The organism is Cognatilysobacter terrigena, assembly GCF_004361065.1.
Lineage (GTDB): Bacteria > Pseudomonadota > Gammaproteobacteria > Xanthomonadales > Xanthomonadaceae > Cognatilysobacter > Cognatilysobacter terrigena.
This window is the reverse complement of record NZ_SELT01000001.1, coordinates 69,835-95,707: the sequence shown is the minus strand read 5'-3', so window position 1 is coordinate 95,707 and position 25,873 is coordinate 69,835. Positions and strand designations below refer to the sequence as shown.

Sequence of the window (25,873 nt, the reverse complement as noted above, 5' to 3'; positions counted from 1 at the left end):
GGGATGACGCGAACACGCCCGGCATGTCATAACTGGGTGCGACCGCCAGGAGATGGGAATGCAGTTCGGGAAAGACGCGGCCCTACGACTTGTGATCGTCGACGACAGCGTGGAGGCGGCCGAGGCCGTCGTCAGCACGCTTCGCAATGCCGGCATCGCGGTGCGTCCGTCGCGTCCGGAGAACTCCGACGAACTGACGCACCAGGTCGGCCAGCAGTCCCCGGACCTCGTCCTCCTCGCCCGCAAGGCGACGCTCGTTTCCGCCACCGACGTGCTCCAGCGCGTCGCCACCAGCGGCAAGGATCTCCCCGTGCTCCTGCTCGTCGACCAGATCGACGAAGCCGGCGTGCTCGAAGCCATGACGATGGGCGCGCGCGGCGTCGTGCTGCGCCATCGCAACGACCACATCGTCAACGTGGTGCAGACCGAGTGGCAGGACCTCGAAGCCCGCCGCGCGCTGCGCAAGCTCGAGTTCCAGGTCCGCGAGACCGAGCGCCGTTGCGACTCGCTGATCGAGTCCTCGCGCGACCCGATCGCGTACATCCACGAGGGCATGCACATCCGCGCGAACAGCGCGTACCTCGAGATGTTCGGCTACGAGTCGTTCGAGGAAGTCGAGGGCATGTCGCTGCTCGACATGATCGCGCCGTCGCATGTCGAGGCGTTCAAGGCGCTGCTGAAGAAGCTGTCGAAGGGCGAGCAGCCGCCGCCGCGCGTCGAAGTGGAAGCGCGCACGCTCGACGGCAACCAGTTTCCGGCGGTCATGGAATTCACGCCGGCGATGTACGAAGGCGAGCACTGCCTGCAGCTCGTGCTGCGCCGACAGGAGCTCGACCCCGACCTCGCACGCGAAGTCGAGGAGCTGCGCCAGCGCGACCAGGTCACCGGCCTGCTCAACCGCGCGACGTTCCTGCGTGCACTGGAAGACGCGGTCGCCGACGCCGCGCAGAACTCGACGCACAGCGGCTTCCTGCTGATCGAGCCGGACTATTACGCCAAGCTGCTGCAGGACATCGGCCTCGACGCCGCGGACGATCTCGTCGCGGCCTGCGCACGCCGCCTGCGCGAAAGCGTGCCGGAGGACGTGATCCTCGCCCGTTTCGGCGAGCACCAGTTCGCGGCGCTGGCGCGCGGCGCCAACCACGAAGTCACGCAGATGCTCGCCGAGCAGGTGCGCAATGGTTTCGCCGACCACGTCGTCGAAGCCGGCAGTCGCTCGCTCAACGCGACGGTGAGCATCGGCGGCGTGCAGATCGGCGAGAAGATCGCGAGCGTCACCGCGGTGCTCGCGCGTGCGACGCAGGGCATCCAGTCGTCGATCGGCATGGGCGGCAACCGCTCGGAAGTGTTCGACCCCGGCGCGGCCGATCGCGCCGAGGAAGAGCGCGTGCAGGCGTGGGTCGACCGCATTCGCGACGCGCTCGATTCCGACCGCTTCACCATGGCCTACCAGCCACTGGTCAGCCTGCACGGCGACCCGGGCGAGATCTACGAGGCCTACCTCCGCATGAAGGGCGACCAGGGCGAGCTCGTCGCGCCGCTGGCCTTCCTGCAGATCGCCGAGGAAAACGGGCTGCTGTGGGAGATCGACCGCTGGGTCGTCGGCCGCGCGCTAGAAGTCATCGGCGAGCGCATGCGCGGCGGCAAGCGCACGACGCTGCTGGTCAAGATCACCGAGAGCTCGCTGCAGGACGACAGCCTGATCAAGCACATCGAGGAGCAGATCACGCGCCACGGCTCGGATGGCAGCCTGCTCGTCGTGCAGCTGCCGGAATCGAAGGTGTTCACGAACCTGCGTGCGGCACAGGAGTTCCAGGCACGGGCCGCGCGATCGGGCGTTCGCGTGGGTCTCGAGCACTTCGGCGCCGGCCTCAACTCGTTCCAGCTGCTGGCGCACTTCGACGCCGACTTCCTCAAGATCGACCGCACCTTCATGGAAAGCCTCGGCACCAGCGCCGAGCACCAGAAGCGCCTGCGCGAAATCACCGACAAGGCCCGCGCGCTCGGCAAGCGCACGATCGCGGAGCACGTCCGCGACGCGCAGAGCATGACCGTGCTGTTCGGAGCCGGCGTCGACTACGCGCAGGGCTTCTTCCTGGCCGGCGTTAGCACGACGATGGATTACGAATTCGGTTGATTGCGCTGTCACCCCGCGCACAAAAAAAGCCCGCCGGATGGCGGGCTTTTTCGTTGCAGCGAGCGGGCGTCAGGTCACCACGCGCACCGACGGATCGGCCGCGGGCAGACGACGCAGCGCCTCGATGCGCTCCTGCAGCGGCGGATGCGTCATGAACAGTCGACGCAGGCCGTGAGCGACGCCGCCGCTGATGCCGAACGCCTGCACCTGCTTCGGAAGCGTGGTTTCGCCGTAGGTGCGCGACAGCTTCTCGAGCGCGGAGATCATCTTGTCGCGACCGGCCAGGCGCGCGCCGCCCGCGTCGGCGCGGAACTCGCGGTAGCGCGAAAAACACATCGCGATGACGCTCGCGAGCAGGCCGAACACCATGTCGAGCACCATCACCGTCATGAAGTAGCCGAAGCCGCCGTTGCGGTTGTTGCCGCCGAGGTAGCCGTCGACGATGCGGCCGACGACGCGCGCCAGCACGATCACGAAGGTGTTGAGCACGCCCTGCACCAGCATCATGGTCACCATGTCGCCGTTCGCGACGTGGCTGACTTCGTGGCCCAGCACCGCTTCGGCCTCGTCGCGATCCATGTTGCGCAGCAGGCCGGTCGACACGGCGACGAGCGCGTCGTTGCGGCTCGGGCCGGTCGCGAACGCGTTGATTTCCGGGCCTTCGTAGATCGCGACTTCCGGCATGCGGATTCCTGCGGCCTCTGCCTGGCGGCGCACCGTGTCCACCAGCCAGCGTTCGGATTCGTTGCGCGGCTGTTCGATCACGTACGCACCGGTGGTGCGCTTGGCGATCCATTTGGACATCATGAGCGAGATGAACGACCCGCCGAAGCCGAACAGCGTTGCCACCACCAGCAGGCCGCCGCTGGTCTGCGGATTCACGCCGAGCACGCGCATGACGATGCTCAACAGCACGAGCACGGCGAGGTTGGTGGCAAGGAACAGGGTGATGCGCTTGAGCATGGCGTGGAACTTCCGCGGCAGGTCGTTATATGGCGTTGAACGTGGCGTACGTACGGCCGCTTTTCAATCCCTCGCCGCCGTGACATCCAGCGTCGCTTCAGCCGCATGACCGGCAGCGGGTATCGCGGCCGGTTCGCGCCCTCGCCCACTGGCGACCTGCACGCCGGATCCCTGCTCGCCGCGCTCGGCAGCTGGCTGTTCGCGCGCCGCGCGGGCGGACGCTGGCTGGTCCGCATCGAGGACGTCGACACACCGCGCGAGGTCCCGGGTGCCGCGACGCGGCAGCTGCACGCACTGCGCGCCTTCGGCCTGCATGCGGACGAGCCTGTCGTCCGGCAGAGCGATCGCTCCCCGCTCTATCGCGCCGCGCTTGAGGACCTGGCCGATCGGGGCCTCGCCTTCCCGTGCTGGTGCAGTCGGACCGACCTCGCAGCAACTGGCGGCGTGCACCGCGCCTGCGTCCGCGCGCCGGATCCCGACCGCAGCCCCGCGATCCGCCTGCGCGTCGCCGCTGGCACGCGCGTGCGCTTCGACGACGACCTGCTCGGCCCGCAGCTGCAGGACGTCGATGCCGAGGTCGGTGATTTCGTCCTCTATCGCGCTGACGGCCTGTGGGCCTACCAGCTGGCCGTGGTCGTCGACGACGCCGAACAGGGCATCACGCATGTGGTGCGTGGCGCCGACCTGCTCGATTCCACGCCACGGCAGATCCTGCTGCAGCGCGCGCTCGGGCTGCCGACGCCGGGGTATGCGCACCTGCCCGTCGTGGTCGACGACGAAGGCCGCAAGCTGTCGAAGTCGCTGGCGTCGAACCCGGTCGACTTCGCGGATCCGCTTCCTGCACTCGATCGCGCATGGGGGGCGCTCGGACAGGATGCACTGCAGCATTCGGATGCCGACACCGTGACCGCATGGCTCGCTCGCGCAGTTGCGGCGTTCGATCCCGCGAAAATTCCGCGCGCTGCCACACGGCCGTGAATCTTCGCGCCTAGAATCGGGCGGAGGGCGCAGGTCGCGCCGGCACGGAGCAGCTCATGCAGAGTCGCGTAGCACTGGTCACCGGCGGCACCGGTGGCATCGGAACCTCGATCATCGAACGGCTGGCCTCGATGGGCCACAAGGTCGCGACCAACTACCGTGACGAGGCCAAGGCGCGCGCCTGGCAGCAGAAGCTGCGCGACAAGGGCCTTGAGGTGCATCTGTCGAAGGCGGACGTCGCCGACCCCGACCAGTGCGAAGCGATGGTGCGCGACGTCGAAAGCGTGCTCGGCCCGGTCGACATCTTGGTCAACAACGCGGGCATCACCCGCGACACCACGTTCCACAAGATGACGCCGCAGCAATGGAACGAGGTCATCGCCACCAACCTCGGCTCGGTGTTCAACGTCACGCGCCCGGTCATCGATGGCATGCGCAGTCGCAAGTGGGGCCGCATCATCCAGATCAGTTCGATCAACGGCCAGAAGGGCCAGTACGGGCAGGCGAACTACGCGGCATCGAAGGCCGGCATGCACGGCTTCACGATTTCGCTGGCGCAGGAGAACGCGAAGTTCGGCATCACCGTCAACACGGTGTCGCCCGGCTACATCGGCACGGACATGGTGATGGCGGTGCCGGAAGAGGTGCGCAACAAGATCATCCAGCAGATCCCGACGGGGCGCCTGGGCAACCCGGACGAGATCGCCTATGCGGTGTCGTTCTTCATCCCCGACGAAGCGGGCTGGATCACGGGCGCCAACCTGGCGGTGAACGGCGGCCAGTACATGGGCTGGTGATCCGCGTCACTGAAGCGGTCAGCCCCCGGGCTGGCCGCGACGGGGGCGCAGTTGCGTGGCCTGCCGCACTGCGTCATTCTCGGGACATCCCGCTTTTTCCGGTGTTCCGCAGATGGCTTCTCCGCGTGTCATCAAGAAGTATCCGAATCGACGGCTCTACGACACGGAAATCTCGAGCTACATCACCATCGAAGACGTCCGCCAGCTGATCATCGACGGCGAAGAGTTCGAAGTGCGGGATGCACGCTCCGGCGAAGACCTCACGCGGCAGGTGCTGCTGCAGATCATCGCCGAGCACGAATCCGACGGTGAGCCGCTGCTCTCCACGCAGCTGCTTAGCCAGATCATCCGCTTCTACGGCGACTCGATGCAGGGCTTCATGGCCAGCTACCTCGAGAAGTCGATGCAGCTCTTCCTCGACCAGCAACAGCAGTTCCGCACGCAGATGGGAGGCCTGCTCGGCCAGACGCCGTGGACGCTGATGAACCAGCTCACCGAGCGCAACCTGCAGATGTGGAAGGATTTCCAGCAGAACCTGTCCGGCACCATGGGGGCGCCAACGGGACGGAAGAGCGAAACGCAGAAGTAATACCCGCGGCCTGCGCGGCCGCGACGAGTCGACGAGTCAATGAAAAAAGCCCGCGCCGGTGTCGACGCGGGCTTTTTCGTTGCGCGGGTGGCGCGTCGTTACTGCGTCGCCGCGACCTCCGCCGGCGCCGCGCCACCGCAGAACTTCTTGTAAAACGCCTCCGCCTGCGGCATCAGCGCCTGCAGGTGTGCGATGCGGTTCTCCGGGTCCGGATGGGTCGAGGCGAACTCGGGCGGGCGCTGCCCGCCACCGAGCTGTTCCATGCGCTGCCACAGCGGAATCGCCTCGTGCGGGTTGAAGCAGGCCGCCGCCGCAAGCATCAGACCCACCTGGTCCGCCTGCGCCTCGTGGTTGCGGCTGTACGGCAGGATGAAGCCGTATTGCGCACCGGCGCCCAGCGCGCCCATCACCGCGCGTTGCTGGTTCGGATCCATGCCGCCGAGTGCGACGCCTGCGGCCATCTGCCCCATCTGCACCAGCTTCTGCTGCGCCATGCGCTGCGAGCCGTGGCGCAACAGCGCATGCGCGATCTCGTGGCCCATCACCACCGCCATCGAGTCCTGGTTCTGCGCAATCGGAATCAGGCCGGTGTAGACGGCCATCTTGCCGCCCGGCAGGCAGAACGCGTTCGCCTCGTCCGACTGGATGACGGCGACGTCCCACTGGAAATTCTTGTAGTTCTCCGGCGCGGCGGTGCCATTGGCCTGCGCGAGATCCTGCGTCACGTCCGGCACGCGCTTGATCAGGCGTTCGGCGATGCCACGGATCTGCTGGCTGACCTGCGCATCCGCAGGGACGAGCGCGTTCTGCGACTGCGCATCGCCGACCACCTGCTGGAACGCCTGCGTCCCGAGGTCGACTTCCTCGTCGGTCGACGCCCCGTAGTGCGCGGTCTCGCCCGTGTAAGGATCTTTCTGCGCACTGCCGAACCACGACACCGCAGCGTAGATCGCGAAGCCGATCAGGATGATCCAGCGGATTCCGCCGAATCCGAAGCCGCGACGCGGGCTGCCCACGGACTGGCCCAACGGGTCGATGCGCATCGATTGCACTCCACGGTTGCGACGGCTAGAGGTCGCGCACCACCCGGAAGCCGATGCGCGCGTTCGTGGTGTCGGCATCCGTGCCGCTGCGCCAGGCCGAACGGGCCTCCGCCGGCGCGCTGGCCCACGAGCCACCGCGCAGCACGCGCTGCCGGCACCCCGGGTTCACCCAGGCGCGCTGGTCGCGCGGCGCGCGCCGGTAGCTGCTATGCCAGCAGTCCGCCACCCACTCGCTGACATTGCCGGCCATGTCGTGAAGACCGAATCGATCGGCCGTATAGCGCCCCACCGGTGATGGTCCCCATGCGCCGTCGGCATAGCCCGCGAACGCGTTCTGCCAGGTGCGGCCCGCAGGCGAACGATCGCCGGAGCCGGTGAAGTTGCCCGTCCCCGCAGGCGGCGTCCCCGCGCCCCACGGATACGGCGTTTTCGTGCCGGCGCGCAGTGCGTACTCGAACTCCGCCTCGCTGGGCAGGCGATAGCGATGCCCCGTCTGCTCCGCGAGCCACTGCGCGTAGGCGGATGCGTCCTTCGCGCTGACGTGTACCACGGGCAGATCGTCGGACGCAGGCCTGCCGAGATAGTCGTGCTGCCAGTCGACGTTGCCGTGGCGCACGAAGTTGCCGCTGCGCAAGTCGTAGACCACCGAATATCCGCGACGCGTCGAGCGCGCGCGATAGCCGGTCGCCTGCACGAACTGCCGGAACTGCCCGACGGTCACTTCGTTCATCGACACCGCGAGGCCGCGCTGGAACTGGATGACGCGCATGGGGCGCTCGGCGTCGGTCGCCCCGCCCTCGCCCGCCGGCGCGCCCATGCGGAAATCGCCGTACGGGATGACCACCATCGTCGGCGTACGCCCGCCACCCTGCAGCGCATCGGTGAAGCGCTGGCCGGGCTGGAACAGGCCGTAATGCACGGCGAAGTCGATGCGACGACGCAGCTCGGCGGCGGTCGGATCAGCCGTCGGCGCGATGCGCAGGATGTGCGCCAGATAGCCGCGCGCCGTGTCGATGCCACGCGGTTGTGGGAGCGCCGCGATGCCGGCATCGCGCAGTTCACCGATGCGCGCGGCGCGTTCGAACGCGATGCGGGCGCGCGCTTCGGCGACGACGCCGGCCTCCGGGCGCACCTTCTGCGCAAGCGCCAGCCAGTGCTCCGCGCCCGCGTAATCCTCCTTCGCCGCCGCGTCCTCGGCGCGACGGATCAACGCACTCTCCGCCGCCCCGAGGCCCTGGCGGGCGCGCGCGTCCGTGGCCCGCAACGCGAGCGCGCGGCGGAACCACGCGATCGCACCGTCGCCGCCGTCTTCGCCTACGCGCCCACGCGCCAGCTCCGCTTCGCCGCGTTCGCTGTCGCGCTGCCCGTCCTCGACCCGATCGACCTGCTGCAGGAAACGCTCGACCTCGGGTCGATCCAGCGCCACGACGCGCAACACCGACGCCGCATGCCGCACGCGACGCAGCGCATCGGGATCCACGTCGATATCCGCAAGCGCTTCACGCGCCTGCAATAGCAGTCCCGCGATCGAATGCTCGACGCCGGCCTCGGCACGCGCGTGCATCGGCGGATAGGTCCGCAATGCCATGAACAACGGCAGCGACGAGGTGTCGTCGTCCGCGAAGCGACCGGCCACGAGCGCTTCGTCGGCTTGCTTCGCGAGTGCCTGCGCGTTGCGACCATCGACCTCGATCTTCGGTGCACGCCACGTCGAGACCTGCGCATCGGACTGGCCGATCGTCACCTTCGGCGCGGTGCGCGCCTTCGCGGCGGCATCGTCGCGATCGCCACGGCAGCCCCCGAGAAGCAGCGCGGCGCCCATCGCGACACTCAGCGCGATGGCGTTTGCGGGCTTCGTCCGGGCCTTCGTGCGCAAGACGCCTCCTGCCTGCGGCCGCTGCCGCCGGGTCCACGGAAAGTAGGCTATTGTCGCCCGCAACCGCAAACCCGGCACCCGCTTTGGCCCACTGGATCGACCGTCCCGACGCGCTGCGCGCGCGCCTCTCATCGCCGCCTTCGCGCGTCGGCCTCGACACCGAATTCGTGCGCGAACGCACCTACTGGCCCAAGCTCGCGCTCGTGCAGATCGCACTGCCGACGGACGATGGCGGCATCGACATCCTGCTCGTCGATCCGCTCGTGCCCGGCATGAACGAAGCGCTCGCGCCGCTGCTTGCGAACGAGGCGGTGCTGAAGATCATGCACAGCCCGAGCGAGGACCTGATCGCGCTGCGCGAGACCTGCGGCGAAGTGCCGCGCCCGCTGTTCGACACGCAGGCCGCCGCCGCGCTCGCTGGCGTCGGCGCGGGGCTCGGCTACCAGAAGCTCGTCGCCGAGATCACGGGCGTTGCGCTCGAAAAAGGCGAAACGCGGTCGGACTGGATGCGTCGTCCGCTCTCCGCATCGCAATTGAAGTACGCGGCGGAAGACGTTGCGCACCTGTTCGAGATCCACGACGCGCTCGTCGAGAAGCTCGACACGCTCGGCCGCCTCGACTGGCTCGACGCCGACATGGCGCGCACCGTCGCCCTGGCCATCGAAGACCCCGTCGACCGCTGGCCGCACCTGTCGATGCGCAGCGCACAGTTCTTCGACCGCGACGCGCAGGCGCGCCTGCTTCGCCTGCTGCGCTGGCGCGACGCGCATGCGCGTACCGCGGACCTGCCGCGCAGCTGGGTGCTCGACAACGAACTCGCCGCCACGCTCGCCCGCTCCGTGCCGACCGATCGCGATGTCATCGCCGAAGCGATCCGCGCGCATCCCAAGGGCCCGCGCAAGCTCGTCGACGCGATCTGGAACGCACTGGTGACGCCGCTTTCGGACGAAGCCGAGGCGCCGGACGCCGCGCAGGCCGAACGTCGCGACAAGAACCGCATCAAGGCGATGCAGGACGCCGTGTCCGAGCGCGCGACGGAACTTGGCGTGGCCGACGCGGTGCTGGCGTCGCGTCGCATGCTCGAGCCGCTGCTCGATACGGGTGAATGGCCGGAGTCGTTGGCGGGCTGGCGCCGCGAGCAGCTGGAACCGGCCTTGACGCCGTTGCTAACAAAGCGCTAAGCCATCGGTCAACGCAAACAAAAACGGCGCCCACTGCACCGTCACTGTCCCGGCGGGAAGGTCGGCGTCAGGCGAGAACGACACCACATACCGGGGCATGCACCTGGCTCGAAACCGAATACACAGCTGCCCGAAAGGGGGGGCCAGTCGACGCTTTCAAGTACGAGGCAAGCCACGGTGATTTAGATTCGCCCTAATTGAAGATCATAGGGTGAAATCTTGCAACGATAGCCCCGTCTCGGAAAAGACCATAATAGTACCCGCCTCCCGCGCTTTTCGATCCGAGACAATTTACTAGTCGAAGCTCATCTCGCCGCGTCATAACGGAAACCATTGCAACCCACTCGCTGTTCGATTCTGGTTCCGGGTTCCCGCTCTTCTTCGAATTTTCGATTACCTCAGATGGACTTAATGGTACCGACACCGTGCAGCCAGTCAGACCCAGGCGCGCGACGACGGCGCGAGATTCGAACTGCATTGCCGCCTCCTTAGCGGAGGCGCAACCTAGAGTTGACGCGGCGGCGCAAACGCATAAGAAAAGGAAATTAAGCGGTGGAAGACCGCCCCACCAGTGCCTACTACCTGATTCCGTCGGATGCTTCATCGAAGGACGCCTGATGTTGCAGCTGAAAATCTGCGTTAGCCCAACCACGATTAGGTAGGGCGACACCTGAGTAGATGGTGTGAAGCATTTCGTGCCCAAACGTGCGACTGACGTCGATTCCACTTCCGTCGCTGTAAAGATTCATCGGCCCCTTAGACGGGGAGCCATCAGGGGTTACAGGCACGCCGCCCAGAACCGTGTAGCCCGGTCTGCTAGCGGCTGACGGGCCCTCGTAGCTGATCACTTGGATCGCTTCCATGCTGCTCACGATTGATGAGCCGCTTACCTGGGTATCTGGTATTCCGAGCTCTTGATTCCCTTTTATGGTTACCTCGCCATTACGAGCTGCCAGTGCCTTAGCGGCGGCGTACTTGGCAGTCATGGCCGCCTCAGCGCGACTTATGCGACTGCCCCGGTCCATGTGGAGCAGCTTGGCAAGTTTGCTGCCACCCGACGTGGCTTGCTCTCTGGTAACGACATTCCCGTTCTTATCGCGGAACTCGTCAACAGTGCAGCTGTACTTCCCGTCCGCCGTCGCACAGCGACGGCCATCTGGATCCTTAAAACGGTACGGGTTGCTGTTGGCGTACGCATAACGGTTGAAATTCGCTCCAGTGCGGACGCTAGTCGCCACAGGATCGGAACTCAGGAACCTGCCGATACTCGGATCGTAATATCGTTGCTGCATGTACGCTAAGCCAGTTGCCGCGTCCATTGAGTGCCCTGTGAAACCCGGCCCATCGACCGACTTGCCAACGGTTGCACCGTAGGGCTCGTATTGCGTTCGATCGATGACTTGGGCGTTCGAGTTAGTTACAGCGACAGGCGAACCCAACGCATCGGTATGCTGGTATTTGGGCGTCCAGACATTCGTAGTGTTCAGCCACTCGCTGACCGCAATGAGGCTTCCGCCTAGATAGACGTAATGCTCAGTCGTGGTGCCGGTATCGCGACTCTTTTCGTCATACATCAGCTGTCCGTTGTTACTGTACAGCTCCACCGTCTGGGACGGCGTCGCGCCAAAGATGCCTGCGGGTCGGCCTTGGAACACCCGGCGGCCCGCGGCGTCGTAACGATACGTTTCCTTGTCCGCGGTATATCGCAGCCGATTGCCGTAATCGAATCCGTAGGCTTGGCCGTTCTTGTTCGATAGGTTGCCCTGTGGGTCGTACCCGAACCCGACGACACTTGCCCCTGCACTGTTCTGCAGGTTCATAAGGCGCTGGGTGGCCGGTTCGTAGTAGTAGTTTGCGTAGTCCTTGACGCCCGCCAGCTTCCACGACTTCAAGTTGTCGAGCGCGTCGTACGTGAAACGATGCACCCCATCGCCGCCGAAGCTGGGCGAGGACGCGGTGATCAGTCGATCCGCGTCGTCGTACGTCATGGTCCGGTTGTAATTCACCCCTTGGGCGGCGTCGGCGATCGAGGAGACGTTGCCATTCTTGTCGTAGACATACGTGTAGTCGAGCGGCGTGCCGGAGCCACCGATGTCGGACGATCGCGCGGGGAGCTGACGCGCGTTCTGCGCCATCGAATGCACGATGCCATTGCCATACGTGAATTGTCGGATCGCACCATTCGGGTAGTACTGGACCCCGCTTGCCCAGGTGTAACCGTTTACATCGCGCACCTGCGTCGCCTGACCCATCGCGTTAGGCGCATACGCCAGCACGCTGCCCGTCGGGTACGTTTGCGTACTCAGGCCGCCATTGGCGTCGTAGCCATAGCCCAGGCTCCAGATGGCGCCATTGGCATGGGTAACGCTTTCGCCCGACAGAAGCCGACGAGTGTTATAGCTATACGCATTGATGATGGAGGTCGTGCCGCCATCATTAAGCGTCGTAACACGCTTCGGTGTGCCGTCCGGCCAATAGGCCCAGCCCTGATCACCGTTTTTGTCGGGAAAGCTCAGGGTCGATAGGCGGTTACGGGAATCATAGGTCCGGCGCACGGCTCGACCCGATGCCAGCGCCGCATCGCGATCGCAGGACGTTGTCGAAAGGTACTCAAGACCCGCCACGGACCACGTCAAGTTACCGGCGCCATCGTATGCGTAGGTACTGGCGCGCGTCTCCGGCTCGATCGCCTTGCAAAGCGTCATGCCACCCACCGACGACGCATCGTAGACGTACTGGCGGGTCGCCACGACGGAACTGTCCGCGCTTCTTTTGCGGATCGCGAAAGGCATCCCCAGCGAGTTGCGCGCGATCTCGACGACCGCGCCCTCGGGCATTTCGCTCCGCAACAGGACTTCGTACGCCGGCTGATCAAACGCCTGGTAGGTGTTGACCGTCGTCTTCTGGCGCGGATTGGTGACGAGGGTCTTGCTGTTCGCTTGGTACTCCGTCGTTGTCGTCAGCGTTCCGAGTTCGGAGCTCTGATCGACACGTGTAGCGCGACCTAGCGAATCATACGTTGTGGAGAGCCCAGGCATCGCCGCACTCCAGGCGAGCGAGCCGTCCTGGAACGGGTTCCGAGGATACGAGGAAAAAACGACATGCCCGTCGTCATCGTATCGCTTGACGCTCCAACGATTGGTGCCGGCCATGTTCGACGTATCGACATCTTCCTCGACAATAGGCTGGAGGAAGGCATCGTAGTAGGTCAGCTTGCGGTAGTTCCCTGTCTGCTCCAACCGACGCCAATGGCCAGCGGGAATGCCGTACTCGACAATTCCCATCGGCTCGTAAGTAACCGTCGTCTGCGACCATTTGTCGGCATTACAGGTGTGCAAAGCCGACTCTGACGGATAGGTGATGAGGTTGACCCTCATCATCCGATCGTAGCCGTAGCACGTTCTGGCTCCGATCTCGTCGTCGATCCAATCGATCGCCCCGTCGTCGTTGACTTGCGCAGCTTTCGTCGTTGAATCGGCGAACGTCACGAGCTGTGGTATGCCGCGCTTCCATCCGGACAACGACATCACATTGTTGTTGCCGTCGGTCACCGTCGCAATCGTGCCGTCTGCGTTGTAGGTCACGGTGCTCTGAAGCTTTCCGAACTTGTACGTCCGCCACGGCAACGAGCGAGCATCGAAGTCCACGCGGTCGGTTTCGACGGAGACACCCGCGTTGTCCCGCAATACGCCGGTCGACGATTGCGTTTGGACCTGACCAATGACCCAGTTCGTCAGGTCATCGCGGTAAAGCGTGGAGTCGGTACGCGCTGTCTGTGCCGCGGCGCCAGGCGCCCACTGCGCGAACGCCATTGCCACCGCCAGCGCCGACACTTCGCCGAAAAACGACTTCTTGCTGCTTCGCATTACCCATCTCCGGTCGCGAGGCGTCATGAACGCACGCGGAAGGTAGATCTTTGAATTGCTGGCACAGCGTTTTCCAGCTGCGCCGCACCGAGCGCGCCGGCCGTATCGTGGCCGGCTCGCGACAACAGTCAGTCGAGTAGCAACTGCAATATCGGAGTGAGGTCGATCGCCTTGGCAATCACCGTTACTGTCTGACTTACCGAGCAGGCCCCGTAGAAGCTGCACGACTTAACGCGAAAGTTATTGGTCGTTGCCGCGCTCAGGGAAGCGGCCCACTGCGTATCCGTGCCGCGGTAGACCTCGACCCACTGACCGTCGGCGGACTGCTGTTCGACAACGTAATGGTCGACGCCGGTCTGCGCGGCCCACGTAAGAACATATGCGCCGGGTGACACCGGGGCCGGCGGGGCCACCACGCTGGTCACAGCAGGGGCCTCTCCGGGAGCGGACGAAAACTTGACCACGGAAACCGGCCTAGCGAACGAGTCGAATGCGTTCACCAAGGATGTGAAATCCGTGCCGTCCTGACTGACCACCGTCTTTTTCACAGGGCGGTTGTCAGTCGACATGAACCGATTGTCATGCGGTGCCATGCTTTGGCCCACCGTCCCGGCAAACGGGTACGCACCGACTTCCGCATCGGACACGTACTCGTAACTGACCGCTCGCGTCACCGTGCCGCCACGACGCGTTTCTTCGCGAAACAGAAGACCCTCATTGAGGTTTGAATCACGTCCAAACACGGAGACGTGTTGATCACCATCCGGATCAGTTAGCGTCACGGTCTTGAAGTGAGGCGTCGGCGTGGCGTTGATCGAACTGTTCCACGTCGGATCCGACGTCATCTCGTAGCCGGGATCCAAACCGGCGTACGAGTATGTGTAGTTGCGGGCCTGAATTCCGGGACCTGAGATCGCCTTGCCCGTGATCGACAGCGCGTCGTGCTGGAGAGGGAACAGGTTCGTCCCCCCCTTCGAGTAGTCGCGCCCATCGATACAGCGCTCCCTAACGTTCTGGCGACCATGTCGCATGGGCGTGAACGTATAGGCCGCCTTCGCGCCAGATGGCTGGGTAACGGTATAGACGCCGCCGCCGCCGATGATGACGCGATCGAAGTTGCAATAACCGCCGTTCTGGAGGAGATAGCCGTCTCCGTCCCGCATGTCGCTCGTACTACCCTTGCGGTAAAGAATCCGCCGCACGAAGTTCGACGTGTCGTACAGCCACTTGTTGCCGTCGGGCTGTTCGACTTCGCTCAGATAAAATTGGTCAACCTGCGGGATGGCATACGGCTTATATCGGTAGTACCAGGTTCGCCCGTTCGCAGACACAGTCGCAAGCCGGCCATCTTCGCCGTAGCTGAGGGTGATTTCGCGGCTGTCGCTCGAGTAGATGCGCATGAGGCGATCGCCGGACCAGCTGTAGCGGACCCAGTTGCCGAAACGATCCTCGACCTTGGTCGCGTAGATGCGAATCATGGTGCGCGGGATGATCCACGCGAAGTCAGCCTGCACGCCCTTCTTGAACATCGGGCGCTGGCTATCGGTCACGGTCCAATCGAACGTGTAGCGCTTTCCATCAGGCGCGAAGCCGACGAAGCCCTCGCCGGCACCGCGCTGCAAAGAACTTAGGCACGAGAAATGCCAGCTGTCCTTCGTCGTCCATGGAGAAGTTGCACCCAGCGAGGCGGCAGGAACAGGCAGCTTGGCATTCGTCGTCTGCACAAGCAGCATGCTGTCTCGCGCGCCATTTACCTCGACGTGATAGCCGTTGAAATAGTTCGACGGCGGTAGGACAAGGTAATTGGGCGGACTCGAGAGCGTGATCGTCGGAGGCGCTGCAGCTTGGGTGCAACGCTGCTCGGGCCAACCATTCGTTCCTACAAATAGACCGCTGATGTTGGGAGCATCGATCGTCCAGTCTCCGACCACCTGTTGCGACAGGCCTTGGTTCTGCGGATCCCAAGTCCTGCGGAACTCTACCGGGAGGCCGTTATTCCCTGGAATCGACACATCCGTGACGCCGAAGCGCGTCGAGCCGTCAAACAGGCTTACCTCGTCACCAAAACTGGCGTCGGTCAGGGGCGCGAGCAGCTCTCTGCTTCGGATCATTCGCGCGTAATCTTCACCCCACGACGTGCTATCGGCCCAAGCAGGACCGCAAACAGCTACGCACAGCGTGCAGATCAATGCACGGCCTGAGAGGGCGAGCGCTTGGACATATCCGGTTCTAGTATTTGGCATACGATTCTTCCGCGGCCGGGGCCACTTTCGACTGCGATTGCTCAGATTGGTCGAAAACGACCGGTGCGATTAGAGACGATGCGTTGAGACGGGCGAACGTCAGCTACTCGATCCAAATTGCCGACGCTACTGCGTAGCCACCGGAGCAACTCTCGAGATATGCGCGCACTCGCTTGCCGTTGGACTGCGCGAAATACACGCTCGCCAGCGCACGGTCCGCAAGCTTCTCATTCGTCGACGGGAACTGTACGTAGTTGTATGTCGTCGCGGGATTGCATCCAGGCAACGAGAGGCCGGAAAGTGGCGTAATCAGATACACACCGCTCGGACCGATCTCCTCGCGCGCAGGAACAAAATACGGCGACCAGTCAGCCGCCTGCGCGATGTTTGACGCCGCGAGCAGGGCTAGCGAGATAAAGGTTGTCCGCAGTGCATTGGTCACGGCCAGAACTTTCCTAATTGTTGATTGCTACTAGCTGGAGCGCATGCGCGACAGGAAGCGCTAGGGGCTCGGTGTCCCCGCTTCGACGTCGATGTAAGAGATCTCGCACGCACCCGCGCGAATCGGCAGCGACTCATCAACATTGATCGTGACCTTCTTGCCCTTAGTAAGCGCAAGGTAGGAAGCCACGACCAATTGGCTCTTCTGAGCGTTCGCATATACACGGTAGGTGGTGGTGCAAGGGCTTCCCGCCGGCATCGCTAGCGGCGCACTGAACCAGAGCTCGAGCGTGTCGTCGAACGTAGTGCCGTTGTAATCGCCGACAGCGCGGATCTTCGAGATCGTTAGTCCTTGGAACTCGGTTGCGGAGGCAACCGTGGCAGCTAACGCGAAAGCGACGCAGACAAGCATGCGCGCGACTAGTAGTCGCGCCGCCGCACCACCGATCATCTTCAGTCCCCTTTGAAGCCGCATGCAATGCGACCCTATGCGTCAGTCCTAGACGCTCCCCGAGGCGGAGTCTAAGATCGCCACCGGGGAAAGCGCAACCGCATCGACGAGGACGCAGGACACACCTGCGTGCCGCGATGCGACGTCATTGACGACTTGGGGATCGACGGATCATGAAGGGACGCCTTGCAACAGCCGTACTGGCCTTGCTCATCGCCTCACCGGCATACGCGTGGAACTTCTTCGGAAGCGCACGCATTCAAAGCATTATGACGTGGCAGGACGGCGGGCCGATCTTCATCCGTGTGACTGCGGATACCTGGTGCTACGTGCCGCCGGAAGAGAAGAACTTGATTGCCCTGCTCTACACGATTCACGCGTCTGGCAAGACAGCGAACTTCCACTGCGCCGATGTTGCCGACACATTCGGTGGCGTACCCGCGTATCGACTGCATCGTGTCTCGACAGAATAAGTATTGCCGGCGTTTAGGCCGGCGAGCAGACACGAAAATCAGGGGGGAATCACGGGGTGAAGATTCGCGCGGGTCTACTTGCTGTCCTCGCCCTCGGTACAGCACCCGCTTACGCCGCATTGCAAGAGGTTTCGGTAACGAACCCGACGGTGTGGGCGACTACTGGCAGCAACGTTATTCGCGTCATAACTCCGAACGTGAACGTAGTTAACGCTGATGGCTGCTCCGATCCTGATAGTTATATGGTTCTTCAGACACTGCCACGCGACGCGCAAATGCGGATCTATGCTTTGCTGCTGACAGCCAAGGTGAACTCAAAGTCGATGACACTCCGCGTCAGCGGCTGTGAGTCAAATCGACCCGCAATCATCGACGCCTACTTCTGACAGCCGCACTGCATCGCACGCGGCGGGACACTCCGGAGACATGACTATGCGTATTCTTCCTTTGCTGGCGAGCTTGGCGCCTTTGCTCTTAGCGCCAGCGATCTCGCACGCCGGAAGCACGCAGGGCAAGATCACGATACTGATGGCGCATTCCCACGACATCGTCATCTTTCGAATCGACGCACCGCACACGGGCAAGCCAGCGTGCTCCTCCGACGAGTGGGCACTGAGCCTTGCGAATCCGGGTGGGCGCGGGATGTACGCGTTGCTTCTTAGCGCCCAGGCGCAGGGTAAGTCGGTCACGGTCTACGGCAGCGACGCGTGTGGGGCATGGGCAGATCGCGAAGAGCCCGTGTACTTGTTCATCACCAACTAGGCGCTGCGACACACAACAGCAGAGCGGCCAATGCTCGGGGAGCATCCAATGTCTTATCGTCGACTTGTCTCGCTAGCGCTGGGTCTAGTTGTTGCGACCGCGCACGCACAGAACGTCGAGGCAATCACCGGTCACGTCAGGCTGGTCGAAGCCACGTATATGCCCGGCACGATCACCTTCATGCTGGACACCGGCACGACGACCTGCCCGACCGGTCGCTATCTGACGTGGTCCAAGGACGTGGAAAACAACAAGGCCGTCTTTGCGGCACTGCTGTCTGCACAGGCGACCGGGCACAAGGTGAACTTCTACTACGCCGCAGGCGACACCACGTGCAAAGGGACGTTTCTCCACGTCCTGAACGACTGACCAGCGTCGCCGATCATCTCCAGGCAAAGCACCACTATGGTGACGAAGACATTTCTGGGTCAGCGGCGACTGCGCGCATTTTTGATTGTTCTAGCGCTCAACCTGTTTAGCAGCGCGGATGCCGAAGAGGCGGTTCGGGGCAAGATCCAAATGATCCAGCCCACACTCGTGCAGTCACTTGTGTATGTCCACCTACAGGGCTATCCGACCGTTGACGGCGGTGGCTGTCGAAGCCAGTTCATGGTCGGCAAGATGGATGACACCAACTTCAAGTCATATGTCTTCTCGACGCTACTGGCGGCGAAGGCAGCAAATGGCGAAGTCGTCATGCGCGTCAATGGTTGCTATCTCGGCTATCCATTGATTAGCGGTATCGAGTACTCGCCGCGCGAGTAGACATCGCGCCCAGCCCGAGGCGAAACGCGCCCATCTACTTTGCGAGGAACGTTGATGCATTACCCGAAAGGCCGCCGCAAGCGCGGCTCATTCACATTTCCGACCGCTTGCGCTTTCCTGCTTGCCCTCGCGTTGGCCACACCGCTCGCATCACATGCATCGAGCCAAAGCGGGCAGGTCATCAAGATCCAGGTACGCGCGTCCGACGGGCTAATACTTTTCTACCTAGACGGCGCGCCAAGCGCGAAGCCAGCGTGTACCAACGGTCACACCTACTGGATGATCAAGGACGAAAAGTCTGAGACGGGTAAGCGCCAGCTCGCGATGCTGATGGCGGCGCGAGCAGCGGGTTTGCCAGTTACCGTTCTGGGGACCGGTGCATGCACGCGCTGGCCAGACGGCGAGGACGTCGACAGCGTCGAATACTAGGTCGTCGGACTTAGGTGGCACCTGACGACTGCAACCGGGTCGCAGAGTCGCTCTGCGATCTGCCATTTGTTCCGGCCGTGCCACCTTCGCGTTCGTGCGGCGCAGCGGAACAAGAGTCTCTAGCGAGGTACCGCTAGTTCGACTGCTCCACGAAATATGCCGACGGCTGCACGCTCCACGCACCGATCTGAGTGCAAGAGGTCAGCGCCGGATCGTTGTAGTAGATCGACACGGGGCGATCTGCAAGGCGAACCGCAAGCAACGTGGCATAGAAGATCTTGCATGCCTGCGGATTAGCCTGGAAATTACCCTGCGTTACGGTGTTGCATATCGTGTGCATACCCGAGCCGTTAGCGACGACGACGCCCCCGGCCTGATCCACTCCGAGATAGGTCACAGTGCCCGTGCATCGGACATTGGCGGTTGCTATCGCAGGCAGCCCGACAAGGACGACGGCCACCGTCAGAAGCTGCGCCACCGCTGTCCAGCGGTGCAGAATGGTCTTAAGGCTCACAAAAGCACCTCTTCACGAATGGGTTGGCGTAGTGCATCGGCTTGGCGCAAGCGCGCCAGCAGTGTAATGACCGTTGAAGTTGCCGAGTAGCCTTCCTTCGCGGGCGCGTCCCTCGGCCCGTACTGTCCCGGCTCATACATCCTTGCACCCTCAGGATGCGTCTCGCGCGGCAAGCAGTGCATCGCTCGAGAGCCTCGCGAGAGGTCCGCGCCTACTGGGCCGCTTGCTACCGAAGGTAAATCTCCGTGATGTCACATCCCTCGTAGCGCACATCGATCTTGCGCTTGTTAACCAGCGCGGTAATGAGTGTCGCCATAAGACTCTTTCCGCCAGGCTGATTCTCGTCAAACGACAGCGGCGTGGTGCACTGAGCAGCAGGTGGCGCAGCCGTAAATCAGACGAAGTGCGCGGCGGCATGTTGGTAGGTGCCAATCTGTACAACTTCGACGTTGTCGAGCGTCACGGCGCCGGCGTCCCGGACTGCGAGCAGCAACAGCAGTGTGGTAGTGAAAAGTGTCAATCCGACCTTCATCGATCCCCCTGTAAGACTTCAATGGATTTGCGCGATTATTGCTTTACGACGTAGATCGACCGAACAGGCATGCCCCACCCAGCACACCCCCTTTGACGAGCTCGGCCTGAACGATTCGATTGCCGTCGAATGCCGTCACGGCAGCGGCGAGCAGCGCTCTGGAACCCTCCGAGCACAGGTCGATTTTGTACGCATCGTTCGCGCACCGGAAAGGTGATACGACCTGGAGAAACGCCATCGCCCCGGATCCCGGCACGTGATATGCACGTAGGGACTTGATCATAGTCGGCACGCCTATCGGCTCAGCAGGCACGTACGGCGCAACGATCAGGAGAAAGCGATAGTTCGATGTGACGGCGCGGCGGATAGAACACGGTCGGACCGGGAGCACTGAGGGCCATCGGCCGCCACCCCCGCGTGACTGCCGCTCAGAAACAGAAACGGCGCCCGAGGGCGCCGTTTCCTTGTTCGTGGTGGAGCGGAGGGGGATCGAACCCCTGACCTTCGCGATGCGAACGCGACGCTCTCCCAGCTGAGCTACCGCCCCACGAGGACGCGCAGTGTACCGGCGCAGCGGCGGTCCTGCCAAGCGGTCGAGCGTCCGTCGCCGTCGTGTCGCGTTGTGATTACCGGCACAGTCCGGGTCCGTGCGAAAATCCGCCGCTTGGGGCCCCGTAGCTCAGCTGGATAGAGCGTCCCCCTCCTCAGGGGAAGGTCGCACGTTCGAATCGTGTCGGGGCCGCCATTGGAACCCTCGCCGCCTTGCCGTGTCCGCCATGCGACGTCGTCGCGGGCGCGGTCGATCATGGAGCACCACGATGACCCACCCCGTCCTCACCGCCCTCGGCCTGACCGAGCTGGAATCCGGCACGTACCTCGGCAGCGGCCAGTGGTCGCAGACGCGCGACGCCGGCGTGCTCGAGTCCGTCAGCCCCACCGACGGCACGGTGCTCGCGCGCGTGCATGCGTCATCGCAGGAGGACTACAACACCATCGTCGAGCGCGCGCAGGCCGCGTTCAAGGTGTGGCGCACGACGCCGGCGCCGCGTCGTGGTGAAGCGATCCGTCTCTGCGCCGAAGCACTGCGCCAGCACAAGGACGCGCTCGGTTCGCTGGTCGCGCTGGAGATGGGCAAGTCGAAGCCGGAAGGCGACGGCGAGGTGCAGGAGATGATCGACATCGGCGACTTCGCCGTCGGTCTCTCGCGCCAGCTTTACGGCCTCACGATGCATTCCGAGCGTCCGGGTCACCGCATGTACGAGCAGTGGCATCCGATCGGCCTGGTCGGAATCATTTCGGCGTTCAACTTCCCGGTCGCCGTGTGGGCGTGGAACTCGTTCGTCGCCGCGGTCTGCGGTGACATCGCGATCTGGAAGCCGTCGCCGAAGACGCCGCTGTCGGCGATCGCGTCGATGAAGATCTGCAACGAAGCGCTGCGCGCCGGCGGCTTCCCCGACATCTTCTTCCTGTTCAACGACGCCGGCTCGGACCTCGCGCAGTCGTTCGTCGACGACGCGCGCATCCCGCTGATCTCGTTCACGGGTTCGACCAAGGTCGGCCGCATGGTCGGCGAGCGCGTCGCGCGCCGCATGGGCCGCTCGCTGCTCGAGCTCGGCGGCAACAACGCGATCATCGTCGACCCGTCGGCGGACCTGAAGCTCGCGATTCCGGCCATCGTGTTCGGCGCGGTCGGCACCGCGGGCCAGCGCTGCACCACGACGCGTCGTCTGTTCGTGCACGAATCGATCTACGACGACGTGCTCGCGCGCCTGGTCAAGGCGTACAAGCAGGTCGAAGGCAAGATCGGCGATCCGACCGATCCGGCGAACCTGATGGGCCCGCTCAACAGCCGCGACGGCGTGCAGGCGTATCTCGACGCGATCGAGGCGGCGAAGGCGGCGGGCGGCACGATCGCCACGGGCGGCACGGCAATCGATCGCCCCGGGACCTTCGTGCTGCCGGCGATCGTCACCGGCCTCACGAACGACGCCGCGATCGTGCAGCACGAAACGTTCGCGCCGATCCTGTACGTCATGAAGTACTCGACGCTCGACGAAGCGATCGAACTGCAGAACGCGGTGCCGCAGGGCCTGTCGTCGTCGATCTTCACCACCAACCTGCAAGCCGCGGAGAAGTTCCTGTCGGCCGCGGGTTCGGACTGCGGCATCGCCAACGTCAACATCGGTACGTCCGGTGCGGAAATCGGCGGCGCGTTCGGCGGCGAGAAGGAAACGGGCGGCGGTCGCGAGTCGGGTTCGGATGCGTGGAAGGCGTACATGCGTCGCCAGACCAATACGATCAACTACTCCGACGCGCTGCCGCTGGCGCAGGGCATCAAGTTCGACCTCTGAGGCGATGGCATGAGCTCCCAGCCGATCAACCTGCCCTCCAGTTCGCTCGCGGTCGGGAGCCTCGTGCTCGGCATCCTCTCCTGGGTGATGCTGCCGGTGATCGGCGCGATCGGCGCGGTGATCTGCGGGCACATGGCGCGACGCGAGATCCGCGCGTCGCACGGCGCGCTCGGGGGCGACGGCATGGCGTTCGCCGGCCTGCTGCTCGGCTACGCGCACCTCGCGGTGATGTTGATCGCGCTCGTCGTCGTGATGCTGTTCTTCGGCGGCCTGCTGGCCGTGCTGATGCACGCCGCGCACTGATGTACGGCCTGCTCCGCTCGCTGCTGTTCCGCTTCGACGCGGAGACCGCGCACGGCATCGGCCTGCGCGGTCTCGACACGCTCGAACAGGCGGGCCTGCTCGGCCTGGTCGCGCGTCACCCTGCGCAGTCGCCGCACCCGATCAATGTGTTCGGGCTCGACTTTCCCACTCCGGTCGGCCTGGCCGCGGGCCTCGACAAGAACGGCGAGCACATCGACGCGCTGTTCGGTCTTGGCTTCGGGTTCGTCGAAGTCGGCACGGTGACGCCGCGTCCGCAGGCGGGCAATCCGAAGCCGCGCATGTTCCGGTTGCCGCAGCATCGCGCGATCATCAATCGACTCGGCTTCAACAACCTCGGTGTCGATGCGCTGGTGCGCAATGTCGAAGCCGTGCGCAATCGTCGCGGCATCCTCGGCATCAACATCGGCAAGAACAAGGACACGCCCAACGAGTCGGCGCAGGACGACTACCTGCACTGCCTCGAGCGCGTGTACCCGCTCGCCGACTACATCACCGTCAACATCTCGTCGCCTAACACCGCCGGCCTGCGCGAGTTGCAGGAAGAACAGGCGTTGCGACGCCTGATCGGCACGCTGCGCGACGCGCAGGAACAGCTCGGCGCAAAGCACGGTAAGCGCGTGCCGATGCTGGTGAAGGTGGCGCCGGACCTGTCGGACGACGACATCGAAGCCGCCGCGCGCGTGCTCGCCGACCTGCAGGTCGACGGCGTGGTCGCCACGAACACCACGATCTCGCGCGAAGGCGTCGAGGACTCGCGTTACGCGGACGAGCCGGGCGGTCTGTCCGGCGCACCGGTGATGCAGCAATCCACCTACGTGCTCCGTCGCCTGCGCACGCGCCTGCCGGAATCGATTCCGCTGGTGGGCGTCGGCGGCATTCTTTCGGGCGCGGACGCGGTGGCCAAGATGGCGGCGGGCGCGAGCCTCGTGCAGTGCTACACCGGCTTCATCTATCGCGGCCCGATCCTCGTGCGCGAATGCGTCGCGGCCATCCGCCGACGCAAGGAAGCGCCCAGCCGCGGGCACATCTTCCCGACATGACCGATCCGATTCCCGGCGTACGCATCACGCGCGACGCCGACCTGCGCGGCCTCAATACCTTCGGCGTCGATGTACGCGCCGCGTGGCTGGTGGAGGTCGATGACGCATCGCGTCTGGCCGACGTCTTCGCCATCGAACCCGTCGCAGGCAGCACTCCGCTTGTTCTCGGCGGCGGCAGCAACGTGCTGTTCGTCGGCGCGCCGGGCGACCCCGTGTTGCGTCTGACCGGCACCGCGATCGACGTCCTCGCCGACGACGGCGACACCGTGCAACTGCGCGTCGACGCCGGCGTCGAATGGCATACCTTGGTGATGCGCGCGATCGAGGAGGGGCTGTCGGGCCTGGAGAACCTCGCGCTGATCCCGGGTACCGTGGGCGCCGCGCCGATCCAGAACATCGGCGCGTACGGCGTCGAGGTGCGCGAGCTGATCGACGCGGTGCACGCGTTTGAGCCCGCCACCGGCCGGCACGTGCGGATGTCCAACACCGACTGCGCCTTCGCCTACCGCGACAGCGTGTTCAAGCACGCGCCCTCGCGCTACATCGTCACCGCCGTCGAATTCCGTCTGCGCCGTGGCGGCGCACCCAATCTCGGTTACGCGGGTATCGCGGATGAACTCGCCGCGCGCGGAATCGAATCGCCAACGGTTCGCGACGTCGCCGACGCTGTCATCGCCATCCGCCGCCGCAAGCTGCCGGACCCGGCGGTGATCGGCAACGCGGGCAGCTTCTTCAAGAATCCGATCGTCCCCGCCGACGTCGCGGACACGCTGCTCGCGGCGAACCCGCGCCTGCCGGTCTTCGCGGCCGGTGACGGGCTGCGCAAGCTGTCGGCGGCGTGGCTAATCGACAACGCGAGCCTGCGCGGCTATCGCGACGGCGATGCGGGCGTTTCGCCGGGCCACGCCCTGGTGCTGGTGAATCATGGCGGCGCAAGCGGCGCGGACCTGCTGCGCGTCGCGCGGCATGTCGCGGCGACGGTGCTCAATCGCTTCGGTGTCGCGCTCGAACCCGAGCCCCGCCTGATCGGTGCGACCTGGGCGCAGTGATGCCCGCACGCATCCCGCCGCGTCGCCAGTGCGCCGCGGGCTGCGCACGTCGCACCCATCAACGCAGCCCTATCGTCCGCAGCGTGACGCACCGTCACGATCACAGCGCGTCGATCGGCGATCCTTGTCCGCGATGACCTCCCCCGCTCCCCACGCGACGGTGATGCGCGCCGCGTTGCTCATGCTCGTGAGCACGCTGTTCTTCGGCCTGATGGCCATCACCATCCGCTATGCGTCGCACACGCTGCCGTCGTTCGAGATCGCGTTCTGGCGCAACGCCTTCGGCCTGATCTTCCTGATGCCGCTGCTGCTACGCAGCGGCGCGTCGATGCGGACGCAGCAGTTGCCGAAATACCTGGTCCGCAGCGCGATCGGCATCGGCTCGATGCTCTGTTCGTTCTGGGCCATCGGGCATCTGCCGCTGTCGCAGGCGATCTCGCTGTCCTACTCGACGCCGCTGTTCGTGACGATCGCGGCGGTGATCTGGCTCGGCGAGATCGTGCGCCGGCGTCGCTGGACGGCAGTGCTGCTCGGCTTCATCGGCGTGCTCGTGATCGTGCGGCCGGGCACCAGCGGTTTCACGCATGGATCGCTCGTCGCGCTCGCGGCGGCGGTGCTCAGTGCGGTCGTCGCGATCCAGATCAAGCAGCTTTCGCGCGTGGATTCGCCGGACACGATTGTGTTCTACACGTACGTGTTCTGGGTGCCGCTGTCGCTGGTGCCCGCACTGTTCGTCTGGGTGTGGCCGGATCCGACGACGTGGATCTGGCTCGTGCTGACCGGCCTGTTCGGCACCGGCGGCCAGTTGCTTTGGGCGAGGGCCCTGCGGATCGGCGACGTCTCCGCGCTGACGCCGATCAGCTTCATGCAGCTACCGGTGGTGAGCGTCGCGGCGTACTTCCTGTTCGGCGAGAAGATCGACGCCTACACCATCGCCGGCGCGCTGATCATCTTCGCGGCGAACGCTTACATCGCGCATCGCGAAGCGCAGCTGGCGAGGCGCGCGGCCACGACGGCGCCGATCGAGGCCGCGCAACCGGCGGAATAACAAACGGCCCGGTTGCCCGGG

The 25,873-nt window shown here is 64.5% G+C and carries 25 protein-coding genes and 2 tRNA genes; 17 read left to right on the top strand and 10 right to left on the bottom strand.

Features of this window, described 5'->3' with window-relative positions; all coding sequences use genetic code 11:
• Positions 1-58: 58 nt before the first annotated feature.
• Positions 59-2,137 (top strand): EAL domain-containing response regulator, encoded by a 2,079-nt coding sequence (locus EVS83_RS00475; protein ID WP_133498454.1) that lies wholly within the window; start codon positions 59-61, stop codon positions 2,135-2,137.
• Positions 2,138-2,206: 69 nt separating this feature from the next.
• On the opposite strand, the gene htpX is transcribed toward EVS83_RS00475, so the two are convergent.
• On the bottom strand, positions 2,207-3,100 hold the full coding sequence (gene htpX / locus EVS83_RS00470; protein ID WP_133498452.1) for a protease HtpX: 894 nt from the start codon (positions 3,098-3,100) through the stop codon (positions 2,207-2,209).
• 105 nt (positions 3,101-3,205) lie between these two features.
• Between htpX and gluQRS the strand changes: the two genes are divergently transcribed.
• The 3 genes from gluQRS to phaR all read left to right on the top strand — a co-directional run bounded on the left by gluQRS (position 3,206) and on the right by phaR (position 5,464).
• Positions 3,206-4,078: a tRNA glutamyl-Q(34) synthetase GluQRS gene (gene gluQRS / locus EVS83_RS00465; protein ID WP_133498450.1), complete on the top strand. Its 873-nt coding sequence runs from the start codon at positions 3,206-3,208 to the stop codon at positions 4,076-4,078.
• Between the two features lie 56 nt (positions 4,079-4,134).
• Positions 4,135-4,875, top strand: a complete 741-nt coding sequence (gene phbB / locus EVS83_RS00460) for an acetoacetyl-CoA reductase (protein ID WP_133498448.1) — start codon at positions 4,135-4,137, stop codon at positions 4,873-4,875.
• Between the two features lie 112 nt (positions 4,876-4,987).
• Entirely contained in the window at positions 4,988-5,464 is a 477-nt protein-coding gene (phaR, locus tag EVS83_RS00455) for a polyhydroxyalkanoate synthesis repressor PhaR (protein ID WP_133498446.1), read from the top strand.
• 98 nt (positions 5,465-5,562) lie between these two features.
• On the opposite strand, the gene EVS83_RS00450 is transcribed toward phaR, so the two are convergent.
• Both EVS83_RS00450 and EVS83_RS00445 read right to left on the bottom strand, forming a co-directional pair.
• Positions 5,563-6,507 carry a M48 family metallopeptidase gene (locus EVS83_RS00450; protein ID WP_133498444.1) on the bottom strand — a complete coding sequence of 315 codons (945 nt, stop codon included), beginning with the start codon at positions 6,505-6,507 and terminating at the stop codon, positions 5,563-5,565.
• Between the two features lie 25 nt (positions 6,508-6,532).
• Positions 6,533-8,383 (bottom strand): formylglycine-generating enzyme family protein, encoded by a 1,851-nt coding sequence (locus tag EVS83_RS00445; RefSeq protein WP_246022724.1) that lies wholly within the window; start codon positions 8,381-8,383, stop codon positions 6,533-6,535.
• Between the two features lie 83 nt (positions 8,384-8,466).
• On the opposite strand from EVS83_RS00445, the gene rnd reads away from it, so the two are divergent.
• Entirely contained in the window at positions 8,467-9,564 is a 1,098-nt protein-coding gene (gene rnd / locus EVS83_RS00440; protein ID WP_133498442.1) for a ribonuclease D, read from the top strand.
• Between the two features lie 578 nt (positions 9,565-10,142).
• Here the strand turns inward: rnd and EVS83_RS00435 are convergent.
• The 4 genes from EVS83_RS00435 to EVS83_RS00420 all read right to left on the bottom strand — a co-directional run bounded on the left by EVS83_RS00435 (position 10,143) and on the right by EVS83_RS00420 (position 16,565).
• Positions 10,143-13,430, bottom strand: coding sequence for an RHS repeat domain-containing protein (locus tag EVS83_RS00435; RefSeq protein WP_246022723.1), 3,288 nt, complete (start codon positions 13,428-13,430; stop codon positions 10,143-10,145).
• A gap of 128 nt (positions 13,431-13,558) precedes the next feature.
• The gene (locus tag EVS83_RS00430; RefSeq protein ID WP_133498438.1) at positions 13,559-15,541 is read right to left on the bottom strand and encodes a hypothetical protein; all 1,983 of its coding nucleotides are present in this window, start codon (positions 15,539-15,541) and stop codon (positions 13,559-13,561) included.
• Between the two features lie 235 nt (positions 15,542-15,776).
• The gene (locus tag EVS83_RS00425; RefSeq protein ID WP_133498436.1) at positions 15,777-16,115 is read right to left on the bottom strand and encodes a hypothetical protein; all 339 of its coding nucleotides are present in this window, start codon (positions 16,113-16,115) and stop codon (positions 15,777-15,779) included.
• 60 nt (positions 16,116-16,175) lie between these two features.
• Positions 16,176-16,565, bottom strand: a complete 390-nt coding sequence (locus tag EVS83_RS00420; RefSeq protein ID WP_133498434.1) for a hypothetical protein — start codon at positions 16,563-16,565, stop codon at positions 16,176-16,178.
• 173 nt (positions 16,566-16,738) lie between these two features.
• On the opposite strand from EVS83_RS00420, the gene EVS83_RS00415 reads away from it, so the two are divergent.
• Genes EVS83_RS00415 through EVS83_RS00395 form a run of 6 tightly spaced genes read left to right on the top strand, consistent with a single transcriptional unit; the run spans position 16,739 to position 18,994 of the window.
• The gene (locus tag EVS83_RS00415; protein WP_133498432.1) at positions 16,739-17,038 is read left to right on the top strand and encodes a hypothetical protein; all 300 of its coding nucleotides are present in this window, start codon (positions 16,739-16,741) and stop codon (positions 17,036-17,038) included.
• A 56-nt stretch (positions 17,039-17,094) separates the two neighbouring features.
• Positions 17,095-17,424: a hypothetical protein gene (locus EVS83_RS15520; RefSeq protein WP_166636732.1), complete on the top strand. Its 330-nt coding sequence runs from the start codon at positions 17,095-17,097 to the stop codon at positions 17,422-17,424.
• A 46-nt stretch (positions 17,425-17,470) separates the two neighbouring features.
• Positions 17,471-17,800 carry a hypothetical protein gene (locus EVS83_RS00410; RefSeq protein ID WP_133498430.1) on the top strand — a complete coding sequence of 110 codons (330 nt, stop codon included), beginning with the start codon at positions 17,471-17,473 and terminating at the stop codon, positions 17,798-17,800.
• A 48-nt stretch (positions 17,801-17,848) separates the two neighbouring features.
• The gene (locus tag EVS83_RS00405; RefSeq protein WP_208108642.1) at positions 17,849-18,169 is read left to right on the top strand and encodes a hypothetical protein; all 321 of its coding nucleotides are present in this window, start codon (positions 17,849-17,851) and stop codon (positions 18,167-18,169) included.
• Between the two features lie 36 nt (positions 18,170-18,205).
• Positions 18,206-18,565 (top strand): hypothetical protein, encoded by a 360-nt coding sequence (locus tag EVS83_RS00400; protein WP_133498428.1) that lies wholly within the window; start codon positions 18,206-18,208, stop codon positions 18,563-18,565.
• A gap of 54 nt (positions 18,566-18,619) precedes the next feature.
• A complete protein-coding gene (locus EVS83_RS00395; RefSeq protein ID WP_246022722.1) occupies positions 18,620-18,994 on the top strand; it encodes a hypothetical protein in 375 nt (124 codons plus the stop codon).
• Between the two features lie 133 nt (positions 18,995-19,127).
• Here the strand turns inward: EVS83_RS00395 and EVS83_RS00390 are convergent, their stop codons facing one another.
• From EVS83_RS00390 to EVS83_RS00385, 3 genes are all read right to left on the bottom strand, one after another.
• Positions 19,128-19,508, bottom strand: a complete 381-nt coding sequence (locus tag EVS83_RS00390) for a hypothetical protein (RefSeq protein WP_133498426.1) — start codon at positions 19,506-19,508, stop codon at positions 19,128-19,130.
• Between the two features lie 394 nt (positions 19,509-19,902).
• Entirely contained in the window at positions 19,903-20,040 is a 138-nt protein-coding gene (locus EVS83_RS15515; protein WP_166636731.1) for a hypothetical protein, read from the bottom strand.
• 471 nt (positions 20,041-20,511) lie between these two features.
• A tRNA-Ala gene (locus EVS83_RS00385) sits at positions 20,512-20,587 on the bottom strand.
• A 121-nt stretch (positions 20,588-20,708) separates the two neighbouring features.
• Here EVS83_RS00385 and EVS83_RS00380 point away from each other — a divergent pair.
• The 6 genes from EVS83_RS00380 to EVS83_RS00355 all read left to right on the top strand — a co-directional run bounded on the left by EVS83_RS00380 (position 20,709) and on the right by EVS83_RS00355 (position 25,852).
• Positions 20,709-20,785: transfer RNA gene (locus EVS83_RS00380), tRNA-Arg, on the top strand.
• 73 nt (positions 20,786-20,858) lie between these two features.
• Positions 20,859-22,391, top strand: coding sequence for an L-piperidine-6-carboxylate dehydrogenase (amaB, locus tag EVS83_RS00375; RefSeq protein WP_166636730.1), 1,533 nt, complete (start codon positions 20,859-20,861; stop codon positions 22,389-22,391).
• Positions 22,392-22,400: 9 nt separating this feature from the next.
• On the top strand, positions 22,401-22,694 hold the full coding sequence (locus EVS83_RS00370) for a DUF4190 domain-containing protein (RefSeq protein WP_133498422.1): 294 nt from the start codon (positions 22,401-22,403) through the stop codon (positions 22,692-22,694).
• Positions 22,694-23,755: a quinone-dependent dihydroorotate dehydrogenase gene (locus EVS83_RS00365; RefSeq protein WP_133498420.1), complete on the top strand. Its 1,062-nt coding sequence runs from the start codon at positions 22,694-22,696 to the stop codon at positions 23,753-23,755. The genes EVS83_RS00370 and EVS83_RS00365 overlap by 1 nt, the downstream gene beginning before the upstream one ends.
• A complete protein-coding gene (murB, locus tag EVS83_RS00360; RefSeq protein WP_246022721.1) occupies positions 23,752-24,804 on the top strand; it encodes a UDP-N-acetylmuramate dehydrogenase in 1,053 nt (350 codons plus the stop codon). Before EVS83_RS00365 ends, murB begins: the two co-directional genes overlap by 4 nt.
• Positions 24,805-24,967: 163 nt before the next feature.
• The gene (locus EVS83_RS00355; protein ID WP_166636753.1) at positions 24,968-25,852 is read left to right on the top strand and encodes a DMT family transporter; all 885 of its coding nucleotides are present in this window, start codon (positions 24,968-24,970) and stop codon (positions 25,850-25,852) included.
• Positions 25,853-25,873: the final 21 nt, after the last annotated feature.